At 34.0% G+C, this 13112-nt stretch carries 12 protein-coding genes and 1 riboswitch; of the genes, 9 read left to right on the top strand and 3 right to left on the bottom strand.

The window, feature by feature from the left end; translation table 11 throughout:
- Positions 1-169 precede the first annotated feature (169 nt).
- From mog to cysS, 5 genes are all read left to right on the top strand, one after another.
- Positions 170-748 (top strand): molybdopterin adenylyltransferase, encoded by a 579-nt coding sequence (gene mog, locus A9G30_RS02300; protein ID WP_065587914.1) that lies wholly within the window; start codon positions 170-172, stop codon positions 746-748.
- 198 nt (positions 749-946) lie between these two features.
- Positions 947-1405, top strand: a complete 459-nt coding sequence (argR, locus tag A9G30_RS02295) for a transcriptional regulator ArgR (RefSeq protein ID WP_065579746.1) — start codon at positions 947-949, stop codon at positions 1403-1405.
- A 109-nt stretch (positions 1406-1514) separates the two neighbouring features.
- Positions 1515-1688, top strand: a riboswitch (Lysine riboswitch).
- Between the two features lie 74 nt (positions 1689-1762).
- A complete protein-coding gene (gene lysC / locus A9G30_RS02290) occupies positions 1763-3127 on the top strand; it encodes a lysine-sensitive aspartokinase 3 (RefSeq protein WP_065587913.1) in 1365 nt (454 codons plus the stop codon).
- Positions 3128-3484: 357 nt separating this feature from the next.
- The gene (locus A9G30_RS02285; RefSeq protein ID WP_065567727.1) at positions 3485-3730 is read left to right on the top strand and encodes a GlsB/YeaQ/YmgE family stress response membrane protein; all 246 of its coding nucleotides are present in this window, start codon (positions 3485-3487) and stop codon (positions 3728-3730) included.
- Positions 3731-4350: 620 nt separating this feature from the next.
- Positions 4351-5742 (top strand): cysteine--tRNA ligase, encoded by a 1392-nt coding sequence (gene cysS, locus A9G30_RS02280; RefSeq protein ID WP_065587912.1) that lies wholly within the window; start codon positions 4351-4353, stop codon positions 5740-5742.
- A gap of 76 nt (positions 5743-5818) precedes the next feature.
- On the opposite strand, the gene trmJ is transcribed toward cysS, so the two are convergent.
- On the bottom strand, positions 5819-6505 hold the full coding sequence (gene trmJ, locus A9G30_RS02275) for a tRNA (cytosine(32)/uridine(32)-2'-O)-methyltransferase TrmJ (protein ID WP_065587922.1): 687 nt from the start codon (positions 6503-6505) through the stop codon (positions 5819-5821).
- 404 nt (positions 6506-6909) lie between these two features.
- On the opposite strand from trmJ, the gene raiA reads away from it, so the two are divergent.
- The 4 genes from raiA (at position 6910) to A9G30_RS02255 (ending at position 10789) form a co-directional block, all read left to right on the top strand.
- Positions 6910-7239 (top strand): ribosome-associated translation inhibitor RaiA, encoded by a 330-nt coding sequence (gene raiA / locus A9G30_RS02270; protein WP_065567725.1) that lies wholly within the window; start codon positions 6910-6912, stop codon positions 7237-7239.
- A gap of 96 nt (positions 7240-7335) precedes the next feature.
- Positions 7336-8487 carry a bifunctional chorismate mutase/prephenate dehydratase gene (pheA, locus tag A9G30_RS02265; RefSeq protein WP_065587911.1) on the top strand — a complete coding sequence of 384 codons (1152 nt, stop codon included), beginning with the start codon at positions 7336-7338 and terminating at the stop codon, positions 8485-8487.
- Positions 8488-8492: 5 nt separating this feature from the next.
- Positions 8493-9536 carry an A/G-specific adenine glycosylase gene (mutY, locus tag A9G30_RS02260; protein ID WP_065587910.1) on the top strand — a complete coding sequence of 348 codons (1044 nt, stop codon included), beginning with the start codon at positions 8493-8495 and terminating at the stop codon, positions 9534-9536.
- A 68-nt stretch (positions 9537-9604) separates the two neighbouring features.
- Positions 9605-10789, top strand: coding sequence for an MFS transporter (locus tag A9G30_RS02255; RefSeq protein WP_065587909.1), 1185 nt, complete (start codon positions 9605-9607; stop codon positions 10787-10789).
- Between the two features lie 617 nt (positions 10790-11406).
- Here A9G30_RS02255 and A9G30_RS02250 read toward each other — a convergent pair.
- Together A9G30_RS02250 and A9G30_RS12295 are read right to left on the bottom strand one after the other, a co-directional pair.
- Complete coding sequence (locus A9G30_RS02250) at positions 11407-12591, bottom strand: FAD-dependent monooxygenase (RefSeq protein ID WP_065587908.1); 1185 nt, start codon at positions 12589-12591, stop codon at positions 11407-11409.
- Between the two features lie 14 nt (positions 12592-12605).
- The gene (locus tag A9G30_RS12295; protein WP_081295562.1) at positions 12606-12782 is read right to left on the bottom strand and encodes a Sec-independent protein translocase subunit TatA; all 177 of its coding nucleotides are present in this window, start codon (positions 12780-12782) and stop codon (positions 12606-12608) included.
- Positions 12783-13112 lie beyond the last annotated feature (330 nt).

Below are 13112 nucleotides of genomic sequence, written 5' to 3'. Positions count from 1 at the left end.
AATGAATCGACAATATAATCAATTTATTGTAAAGAACGGTTTAATTTTATTTATACCAAAGAAATAAATTATCATTTCGATATTATGGTGCATATTATTGAATGTGGTCACTAACACAGTGAATTCAATTGTGTCTGTATATCTAATTATTGCTTAAGGAATAAGTGTTATGTTTAAAATTGGCTTAATTTCAGTATCTGACAGAGCTTCAAGAGGTGTTTACCAAGATGAAGGTATTCCATCATTAATATCATGGTTGCAAACAACACTAAAAACGCCTTTTATTACCGAAAATTATATTATTCCTGATGAGCAAACTATCATCGAACAAACATTATGCGAGCTGGTTGATAATTTACATTGCCATTTAATTTTAACTACGGGTGGAACTGGCCCTGCCATGAGAGATGTAACGCCTGATGCAACATTAGCGATCGCCGATCGGGTGATGCCTGGTTATGGTGAGCAAATGCGGCAAATCAGTTTACATTTTGTGCCAACTGCGATTTTATCTAGGCAAGTTGGTGTTATTCGTAAAAAATGCTTAATTATAAATCTACCAGGCAGACCAAAATCAATCAAAGAAACGCTTGAGGGGGTTAAAGATAATCAAGGCAATGTCATTATTAACGGTATATTTGCTAGTATCCCCTATTGTATACAACTATTAGACGGGCCTTATATCGAAACCCATGATCATATAGTCAAGTCTTTTCGCCCTAAAGATGCAATTCAGTCAAATCTTTAATTTTATGCAAATTTAACGCATAATTATGTATATGATAATTATGCGTTAGATGTATAATTTATCAATATAAATAACGGTTATTAATACTATCTAAAAAATCGTGGAGTAAGCTAGCGTGAATAGTACGCAGTTTTATTCTCGGTATTATAACTGCATGTATTAGTAGAAAAAGTAACAAGTAAAGAAACAAGGAACATTATGAAATCAACCGATCTCACTAAGACATTTAAAGAGATGCTTCGCCAAGAGAAGTTTAGTTCGCAAGTAGAAATCGTCCAAGCGTTGCAAGAACAAGGTTTTGATAATATCAATCAATCCAAAGTCTCACGCATGCTTACCAAATTTGGCGCAGTGAGAACCCGTAATGCAAAATCCGAAATGGTCTATTGTTTGCCTGCAGAAATAAGTGTACCAACAACTAGTAGTCCATTAAAAAATTTAGTCCTCGATATTGATTTCAATAGTTCAATGGTGGTCATAAAAACCAGTCCAGGCGCTGCTCAACTAATTGCTCGTTTGTTAGATTCTATCGGTAAATCAGAGGGGATTTTGGGCTCAATTGCTGGCGATGATACAATTTTTAGTACACCAACCAAAGAATATACTGTAAAAAAATTGTACCAAACCATTATTGAACTATTTGAGCGAGAATTATAGCGCTTTTAATTTCGTTATATTCAGGTCGAATAAATTTTAAAGTTTAACCTATTGACACAATTAATAAAATCGTTAATGCTATACAACGCTGATTTCGTAACAGAAGTTGCAAAAACGAAGAGGTGCATTACTCAGGTAAATCATTTTAGGAACTGGAGCCACTAATAAATGATTGAGGGGATGTAATGCCGAGGTTTGATTGCCAATCCAGAAGCAATCAAATCGACTGCAAGGGCTGAATCCCTTGGGTTGTCACCTTAACAGGTGGAGCGCTTCACGGTTTGTGCTTTTTAATTGTAAATAGGACATTCCCGCTCTAACTCTGTTAAAAATAAAAATTTTTAATATGAGGAATTCATGGAAACATCATTTGTAATTGCTAAATTTGGCGGTACTAGTGTTGCCGATTATTCAGCAATGGTAAATAGTGCCAATATTGTAATCGCTAATCCCAACGTAAAAGTTGTTGTATTATCGGCTTCTGCTGGCGTGACAAATTTACTAGTTGCATTAGCTGAAGGACGTGACGCTGAGGTGCGCACTCAACATATTGCTAAAATTCAATCAATCCAATACGGCATCTTAGAACAATTGCCAGAAAACCCTAAACTACGAAGCGAAATCGACCAAATCATTGCTAACATAGCTTCTTTGTCTGAGGCCGCTAGTTTAGCAACTTCACCGGCATTAACAGATGAGCTTGTAAGTCATGGCGAAATTATGTCATCAAAACTGTTTGTCGAAATATTAAAAGAAAAGCAAACAAATGCTATGTGGTTTGATGTACGTAAAGTGATGCGCACCGATGATAAATTTGGTAAAGCCACGCCTAAAATTGAGGATATTAAACAGCTTTGTTGTGCTCATTTAAAATCACTAAATAATAGCAGTGTTATTGTGACACAAGGTTTTATTGGTAGTGAAAGTTCTGGTAAAACCACTACGTTAGGTCGTGGTGGAAGCGATTATACAGCAGCTTTATTAGGTGAAGCATTAAATGCAAGTCAAATTGATATTTGGACAGATGTTGCAGGGATTTATACCAACGATCCTCGTATTACCCCTGCCGCTAAGCGCATTGATGAGATATCGTTTGCTGAAGCCACAGAAATGGCAACATTTGGCGCAAAAGTGCTACACCCAGCAACACTGGTTCCAGCCGTACGTAGTAATATTCCTGTTTTTGTCGGTTCCAGTAAAGCTCCGCAAGAAGGGGGAACTATTGTTTACAACACTAATAGCATTACATCTAAATTGCCTGTATTTAGAGCGTTGGCGTTACGTCGCAAACAAACTTTGCTGACGCTAACTAGCCTAAATATGCTTCATGCACAAGGCTTTCTAGCAAATGTGTTTACAATATTAGCTAAACATAATATTTCGGTTGATTTAGTGACAACATCTGAAGTAAGTATCGCATTAACTATTGATACCACAGGTACTAATACCAACGGTAGCAGTTTGTTAACGAAAGAACTATTTGATGAACTGTCAACCGTTTGCCATGTAACAGTTGAAGAAGACTTGGCTTTAATTGCTATTATTGGAAATAATTTAACTACAACACAGGGTATAGCCAAAGAAGTTTTTGGTGTACTAGATGATTTTATTATTAGACTTTGCTGTTATGGAGCAAGCACCCACAATCTTTGCCTTTTGGCAAAAAGCAATGATGCAGAAGCAATTATTAAAATTCTGCATAAAACAATTTTTGAACAGTAATATTAAAAGGGAGATTTAATCTCCTTTTTACTTATTCATAATTATTTTCTTGTTTTAATACATAACCTATGTTAAAAATAAGAACAAAATTCCATCAATTTTAATTATAACGAGTTATATAAAGATAAATTATTAATGAATTAGTAATATTTTATCTACTGCACTCATATATAGGTAATTTTTTAGGTTAATCATCTATTGTTAAATTGATTGACATTAGTTATTAATCTATTTTGAATATTGTTTTTTACTTTTAATTAATTGATTAAAGCTATTACATTAAATATCAACACCTGTTAGATTTTTTATTTAATCTGAGTAAACTAAAACTAAGTTCAATAACAAAAGGAAATTATCATGGGTATTATAAGTTGGATAATTCTAGGATTAATTGCCGGCTGGATTGCGAAGTTTTTTATGCCCTTAGGAAGTGTAGGGGTGATAAAAACGATTTTATTAGGCATTGCGGGAGCCTTAGTAGGTGGATATATTAGCACCTTCTTTGGTTGGGGGAGTGTGACAGGATTTAACTTCCCTAGTTTGTTAATTTCAGTGCTTGGGGCGATTGTGGTTATTTTTATTTATCGCCATTTAAAACAATAGTTGTTTTTATGCTAAATTGGCGGGAAACCGCCAATTTAGATAATCCTATAATTTAAACTATCAGACGCTTTCTCCCTCTTATTCTAATGCCGAATAACTTGAAAAGAAATTTAACTCTTCTAAATAGAAACAACAGCCGTTGTTAATTCCACTTTTATAGATTAACTATTTTAGCCTTTGTTTGAAATAATAACTAAATAATGCGCGTAAGGATTATTTTTTATCACCTAATTTAGGCTATCATTAATCAGTCTTCATTTTAATTGTCATTTTTATTAAATAAATCTTTTAACGTATATTTGAATTAATTGGGTGATGAATAACTTAAATATGCATGTTTGCTTACACGATTCAAATAAGTCTTCTAATCGCATAAAAAAACTAATTTACCATAATATTTTTCAGGTTATGGAAATAGATTCCTTGATCCTTTAGCGTATTTTTCAATAAATGAACATGCTCAGTGTAACTGATTAATGATTTATTTAAGAGGCAAAAATTGCTTACTATTTTAAATTTGTCTATTTTTCCTTACAAAGTTAATAATAAGTAATTTCGCCATATCTCGATTTTTGTTATATTATTTAACAAAATCCATTAAATTTAACTTGTAGATTATAATGTTAAAAATATTCAACACATTAACTAGAGAAAAAGAAACCTTTCAACCAATTACTCCAAATAAAGTCGGGCTCTATGTCTGTGGCGTCACTATTTATGATCTTTGTCATATTGGTCATGGACGCACGTTTGTGGCATTCGATATTATCACGCGATATTTACGTTTTTTAGGTTATGATTTAACTTATGTGCGCAATATTACTGATGTTGATGACAAGATTATTAAACGTGCGCTCGAAAACGGCGAAACCTGTGATCAACTTACTAATCGAATGCTAGATGAAATGTATGCAGATTTTGATGCACTTAATATAAAACGCCCTGATTTTGAACCTCGTGCGACGCATCATATGCCACAAATCATTCAATTAGTTGAAGAATTAATTTTAAAAAATCATGCTTATATTGCCGATAACGGCGATGTTATGTTTTCGGTAGATAGTGATCCAAATTATGGTATTTTATCTCGCCAAAATTTAGAACAGCTTCAAGCAGGAGCGCGAGTTGATGTGGTGGATGTTAAACGTAATCCAATGGATTTTGTATTATGGAAGATGTCAAAGCCTAACGAACCAAGTTGGGACTCACCATGGGGAAAAGGTCGTCCTGGTTGGCATATTGAATGCTCTGCGATGAACAGTTACCAATTAGGCAATCATTTTGATATTCATGGTGGTGGTTCTGATTTAATGTTCCCACATCATGAAAATGAAATTGCCCAATCAACTTGCGCACACGATGGGCAATACGTCAATTATTGGATGCATTCAGGCATGGTCATGATAGACCAAGAAAAAATGTCAAAATCACTCAATAACTTTTTCACTATTCGTGATGTATTAGCGCATTATGATGCCGAAACAGTACGTTATTTTTTACTATCTGGTCATTATCGAAGCCAATTAAACTATAGTGAAGAAAATCTAAAACAAGCAAGAGTAGCGCTAGAGCGGCTATACACTGCATTACGAGACACCGATCCTGCTCATTCACACACAACACCTGATAGTAACTATTACCGCCAATTTTGTGACGCAATGAATGATGATTTTAATACACCTGAAGCCTATTCAACTCTTTTTGACCTTGCCCGCGAAATCAATAAAGCTAAAGCAGATAATAATATGCCACTCGCTAATGAATTAGCTGCTGAATTACGTTATTTATCATCAGTGCTGGGGCTATTGGAACAAGATCCTGTAAAGTTTTTACAAGGTGACAATCAAGAGGATGCTGATAGTGCATTAATTGAAGCATTAATTAAACAACGCAACGAAGCAAGAGCGAGCAAGAATTGGGTGCAAGCAGATGAAGCTCGAGACAAATTAAATGCGATGAATATCGTTCTTGAAGATGGTGCAAATGGTACTACTTGGCGCAAAAAAAATTAATCGGCTAATTTTTGGTTATTACAATCAGCCATTCTTAAAAAAAACGCCCACTTATTAGTGGGTTTTTTATCAGTTATCACAACTTTTTATCTATCGACGTTAAAATGCCGCGTAAAATATTTAACTCTTGTTGTTCAATACGCGCTCGAGTAAATAATCGACGTAAACGTCCCATAATTTGCCCTGGATGATTGGCATTGATAAAACCTGTCTGTAATAAAGTTTGTTCTAAATGCTGGTAAAAACGCTCTATATCAGCATCTACCGGAAACTCTGAGTTTATATTGCCGTTGCTTTTTAATTCAGAACGCTGATCGTCAAGATTTAGCATTGACATGCGAATTTCGTAGCACAAAACTTGTACTGACATTGCCAAATTTAGAGAACTATAATCAGGATTAGCAGGAATTTCGACATGGTAATGGCACTTTTGCAATTCTTCATTGGTTAAACCAACTCGCTCACGCCCAAACACTAAAGCAACTTTAGAACGAGTATTGGTCGTTTCTTGAATAATTTTATCACTACACTCTTTCGGTGTTAAATGAGGCCATTGTAAACTACGAGAACGTGCACTAGTGCCAATTACTAAAGTACAATCGGCAATTGCTTGCTCAAGCGATGCAAAGAGTTGTGTATTTTTAATAATATCACTAGCTCCTGCCGCTAACGAAATCGATTGAGAATCAGGTTTGATGATTGGGTTGACTAAACAAAGGTTAGTTAATCCCATTGTTTTCATTGCTCTTGCCGCAGAACCCATGTTGCCTGTATGCGATGTTTCGACTAAAACAATTTTTACATTATCTAAATAATTCACATCATCCTCATTAAAGTATTAATCAATCATAACTAAAAAATGCATAAAATAAGTATATACTAAAATGGCATTAAGGTGCAGAATATAGGTGATTACTGATACGATTAGATATTAATAAAATTGTTTTCCATTATAAAAATAATAAAAAAACAACATGTGATTAACTGCTATTAATAGTAAATTAGCATAAAATGTAAAATTGAATTTTTTAGACAACAATCACAAAATAGGATTAATAATAAAGATTATATTGACGAGCCAAATATAATTTGGCACTGTATAATCATGAAAATGGCTCAAATCAATAACGGCATTAACCATCGTCTGAAAAAACAAGGAGATTAATTATGGCGTTAAATATTACCAGTAAACAAATGGATATTACTCCTGCTATGCGTAGCTATTTAGAAGAAAAATATACTAAATTGGACAAATGGCGAGCACAATTAATAAATCCTCATTTTATTTTATGCAAAGAGCCAGACGGCTTTGTCGTTGATGCAACCATTATCACAAAAGGTACACCATTAGTGGCGTCAGCTAAACATATTGATATGTATGCAGCGATTAATGACCTTATTGAAAAGCTTGAAAAACAGCTTAATAAACTGCAACATAAAGGTGAAGCACGCCGAGCGACAAGCAGTATAAAAGATACTGTATTAGAAGAAATTTGATTTATTTTTTCGATGCAATAAAAAGGCACTTCGATAGTGCCTTTATTTTTTTGCTTGTTATAATACAACCTATCTTTTTTTAATATCATTATAAAAATGACTACAAATCCTTTGTTACCTTTACGCGATAAAATTAATGAACTTGATAAGATGTTGTTAGAGCTTATTGCTAAACGGCGTAATCTTTCAACACAAGTTATTCACACAAAAATTGGAGCAAATATTCCTGTTCGCGATATGGAGCGTGAGCGTTCACTTATTATTTCATTAATTAATCAAGGGAAAAACTATCATCTTGATGATGTGTTTATTAAACGTTTATATCAATTAATTATTGAAGACTCAGTCCTATTACAACAAAAAATTTTACAAGAAAAACTGAATGACGATATTATCGCCACAGCCAAAGTCGCTTTTTTAGGACCTAAGGGTTCTTATTCACATTCAGCAACACGCCGTTATGCAAGTGCTCACTTAGATCAGATGATCGAATCTAGTTGTACTTCATTCAAAGATGTATTTGAGCAGGTTGAAAGGGGCGAAGTCGACTATGGAATTTTACCGATAGAAAACTCTAGCTCTGGTTCAATTAACGAAGTGTATGACTTATTACAAAAAACCAACTTGCATATTATTGGCGAGCTTTCATTACCTATTGATCATTGTGTGCTTGCCATGCCGAATTCGCAATTAGAGCAAATCGACACTATTTATAGCCACCCACAACCCTTCCAGCAATGTAGTAATTTCTTAGAAAGTCACCCTCATTGGAAGATTGTATATTGTGATAGTACTTCATCAGCAATGGAAACCGTTGCTAAATTGAATAAGCCGAATGTTGCCGCAATGGGGAATAAGGATGGTGGCGAATTATATGGATTACAAGTTCTTGAACATAACTTTGCTAATCAAAAAGAGAACATAACGCGTTTTATCGTGCTTGCAAGACAACCAATTGCGGTTTCAGATCAAATTCCTGCTAAAACCACTATTTTAATGAAAACAGGCCAACAAGCTGGTGCTTTAGTTGATGCGTTATTAGTATTACGCAATCATAATATCATCATGACTAAGCTTGAATCACGTCCAATTCATGGTACACCATGGGAAGAAATGTTTTATATTGATTTACATGGCAACATTCATTCTTATGAAATACAAACAGCGCTTAAAGAGTTAGCGTCAATGACGTTATATACCAAAGTGCTTGGGTGCTATCCAAGTGATTCTATTGTTTCTATAATGTAACCATTATGACAATGCAACATTTTTCACAAGCGGTGCTTAACTGGTATGAGAAGTATGGTAGAAAATCATTACCATGGCAACTCGAAAAAAGCGCCTATCATGTTTGGTTATCAGAAGTGATGTTGCAACAAACACAAGTTGCAACGGTGATTCCTTACTTTAACCGATTTATTGAGCAATTTCCTAAGATAACAGACCTAGCACAAGCACCACTTGATGATGTATTACATCTTTGGACTGGACTGGGTTACTATGCAAGAGCGCGCAATTTACATAAGGCAGCACAAACAATTGCGGAAAAATTTAATGGCTCATTTCCAACACAATTTGATGATGTGGTGGCGCTGCCTGGTGTGGGGCGTTCAACTGCTGGCGCTATTTTATCTCTTTCGCAAAATCAGCATTATCCCATTTTAGATGGCAATGTAAAACGTGTGCTCACTCGATATTTTGCTGTTGAAGGCTGGCCAGGTATTAAAAAGATTGAAAATAAGCTCTGGGAATTAAGCAAGCGAGTGACACCTAAGCAAGATGTTGCAAAGTTTAATCAAGCCATGATGGATATAGGTGCAACGGTTTGTACTCGCAGTAAACCTAAGTGCACTTTATGCCCTTTGCATGGTAACTGCTTAGCTTATAAGACAGAAAGTTGGCAACAATACCCAACCAAAAAAACTAAAAGTACCATTCCTGCAAAGACAGCCTATTTTTTAATGCTGGAATATAATAATACGATTTGGCTTGAAAAAAGACCTCCGTCTGGCATATGGGGAGGATTATACTGTTTGCCTCAGTTTGCAAGCCAACAAGCATTAACTGACTGGTTAAAAAAACAAGGTATTGAAACCACAAAACCCAAGCAACTTATTGCATTTCGCCATACATTTAGCCACTTTCACTTAGATATTGTTCCAATTTATTGTGTAATTACTAAACATACAAAATGTTGGGAACAACCTTGCGGTTATTGGTATAACCTAAAATCCGACAATGTAAAAATAGGGCTTGCAACACCTGTTTATAACTTATTAAAACAAACGTCTTGTTAACGTTTGTTTATCAATACTCATGCTATTTTTAGGATATAATTACTGATTATTTTTAATTCTATTTAATTATGCAAAACAAACAACATCAAGGCTTATCTGGCTACTTAGTCTTTTTAATGGCATTTGCTATTGGTATTACAATTGCTAGCAATTATTACGCTCAACCGCTATTACATTCAATTACAAATAATCTACATATAAAAGTAGAACATGCTGGAGCAATCATTATGGCTGCACAATTTAGTTATGCCATAGGCTTGCTATTTATTACACCACTTGGTGATAAGGTAGAGCGTAATCGGTTAATTATTATTTTAATGATATTATCCACTTGTGGACTTATGGTAAGCGCATTATCTCAAAATATATGGATGCTTATCATCGGTACCGCAATGACAGGTTTATTTTCAACGGTTGCTCAAGTCTTAATACCTTTTGCGGCAACACTCTCAAGGCCAGATCATCGAGGTAAAGTTGTTGGTACTTTAATGAGCGGTATGTTACTAGGTATTTTATTGGGAAGAACTTTTGCTGGCGCTATATCCTCAATTGCGGATTGGCATGGTGTATATTGGATTGCAACAGGTTTTATGATTATTGTGACACTATTGCTTTCGATTTCACTACCAAAATATAGTAATACCATTAATATTAATTATTTTCAACTTTTATGCTCAATTGGTTCATTATATAAACAAGAACCGATATTAAGAATTCGCTCATTATTAGCTATTATCTCATTTTCGCTATTTTCATTATTATGGACACCACTTGCCTTTTTGTTAACTAATGCACCATATCACTATTCTGATTTTATGATTGGTTTATTTGGATTAGCGGGAGCTGCAGGAGCGATGGGATCGCCAATAGTTGGAAAACTGTCAGACAAAGGCAAAGGTTATATTGCAACAACCATTGGATTAAGCTTATTACTATTATCTTGGCTACCACTTTCATTCGCTCAATATTCCATTACTGCTTTAATTCTAGGTGTGGTTTTATTAGATTTTGCTGTACAAGTTACTCATGTTTCTAATATGAATGCTATTTATCAAATCAGACCAGAAGCACGTAGCCGAATGAACACGGGTTATATGGTATGTTATTTTATTGGTGGAATGCTAGGCTCTGCTGGATCGACTTATTTGTTTAGCAATTACGGATGGAAAGCGATAATTATTGCAAGTACTTCCTTGGCAATATTAGGCATTACTAGTTGGTTTTTTTATATTAAAACTCATCAAAAATCTTAAAGTTATTAACAAACGTAAATGATTTATTATCTGTGTTAGCCCCGAGGGTTAATATTTAATTCATATAAAAATCATGTGGCTTATTTTAGTGTTTTATATTCAATGGGTGTTATGTTTAATACTTTGTAAAAGATATCCAGAAGTCTATAGCGGTTAATCATAAAAATGGCTTGTTACATAACATCGATGTTGCGAATAATAAAAAACATGGCTGATTTGCTTTCCAGAACAAAGGTCTGTGTGGCTATTTACCAAAAATATTTGATGAAATGACAGTTAGAAAAATTATTGAAAAAATCTAAGCTTTAAATAAAAAACAAGATATACATAAAAGCAAATCGTAATTTTAGATAAGGATATAAAAATGACTATATTTGAACAACAATATCGTAACTAATTATCATCGCTTAATGTGCAATGGTTTATTTAGCTCAAGCATGAGCTAATCGTTGGCGATGTAGTTGAGCTATATTTAGTTAACATCTGCATAATGTGCGTCTTGTTAGGTTTCATCTGTTCCTGTATCCTATTTTATATTAAGATGTTATCAAGCTGTTTTAAAATAATATGATTAACTCTTGTAGCAAAACCACAAGAGTATTGTTAAAAGATGGCGGTTAAATACGCATAGCATATTTGATAATTTGTTTTTTTATTGGAGAACAACAATCAATAGTATTCATTCCTACTGTTCTTATCATCTTTTTAAGCAAATTATCACCATTAAACATATCTTGAATTGTTTGCATTGCTGCTAACATCACTAAAGTATCTTTACGACGAGTAAACTGAAATGGTTTTAAATTGCAAACTAAACCAATATCTTTTTGTTCATCGATTAATGTTTTAATTGTTGAGACTAATAATGCAGAATCTTGAAAACCTAAATTTACACCTTGCCCAGCTAAAGGATGAATGGTATGAGCCGCATCACCAATTAAGACAAGCCGATGTTGAATAAATTGTCTTGCAATGCGGGCTTTTAATGGAAATACCATACGAGGGTTAATTAACTGACATTGACCGACTTTATCGCCAGTTAACCGAAATAACTCATCAGAAAACTCTGATTCAGATAGAGAAGCTAAACTTATAGCATTATCTGGTTTTGTTGACCAAACCAAACAACTTTTGTTGGCCTGCCACAAGGGCAGAAAAGCCACAATACCATTTGGATAAAAAATCTGCCTCGCACAAGATTGGTGAGGGTACTCGGTTTCAACCGTTGTAATAACAGCATGATGCAGATAATCGCGTTCAAAAACAGAAATATTTTTGCGTTGACGTACCCAGGAATGAGCACCATCTGCACCAATTAGTAATTTAGTCTGTAAGATAGCTTTATTAGCAAGTGTCAAAAAAGCAAAATCATCATTAAATGCACAGTCAATTGCCTCGCAATTATAAATATTAATATTGCTACAATTTAAAGCATATTGGTAAAGGTAATGAGAAATAATATTATTTTCGATTATATAGCCAAGATTGGAATACCCATAATCTTTGGCATGAGCAGATAAATGAGCTTGGCCATTTTTTTCCCATACACCTATTTCAGTAAATTCTTGTACACGTTTACTTGCACATAAATCATTCCATATACCTATTTGCGAAAAGTAATGTTGACTTGCGCCATTAATAGCTGAGGCTCTAATGCCTATTTCATTCTGTGAGAAAGATTGGTGCTGGTGAATTTTAGTATCTATAATCGCTATTTTTAGCGCGTATTGGCTAAGTGCGCAAGCAGTTGCTAAACCAACTAATCCGCCCCCTACAATTGCTACATCAAATTGAATATTCATACCTAGAAGCAAAACTATTTATTATCTAACTTATCATCATTTTGGGGTTCAATATCATCGTCATTCATTGCTTTCTTGAAGCCTTTTAATGCTGAACCAAGATCAGAACCTAAATTACGCAACTTTTTAGTGCCAAATAATAAAATAACGACAGCAAGAAACACTAAAAGGTGTGGAATACTAAAAGACATAATCAAATCCTCTTAATAAATATAACGCTCTATTTAGGGTAGACTTTAGAACATATTTTATGGAGTGATCATTATACTCTTTTTATGAAGGGATTTCATAAATAGTTCAAGAATAAAAAAAGACCTGTATAAAACTATACAGGCCAACATGAAATATAAGGAATATAAGGAAAGAAAACAATGAAAAATCCTTACCCTGCTTATTATCCATTTTTTTTCGCTTTAGTCAATCGTTTTTATTTGTTATTGGCTTGTTTGGTTATTATGTGAGTTGTGATTTAAATCTTTAAAAAACAATTAGTTAATGATTTTGATTGCTACTATTAAATT

The organism is Gilliamella sp. Fer4-1 (assembly GCF_001690515.1).
GTDB classification, from domain to species: domain Bacteria; phylum Pseudomonadota; class Gammaproteobacteria; order Enterobacterales; family Orbaceae; genus Gilliamella; species Gilliamella apicola_C.
Note: the sequence above shows the minus strand (reverse complement) of the source record. Positions and strands in the feature narration are given on the sequence as shown.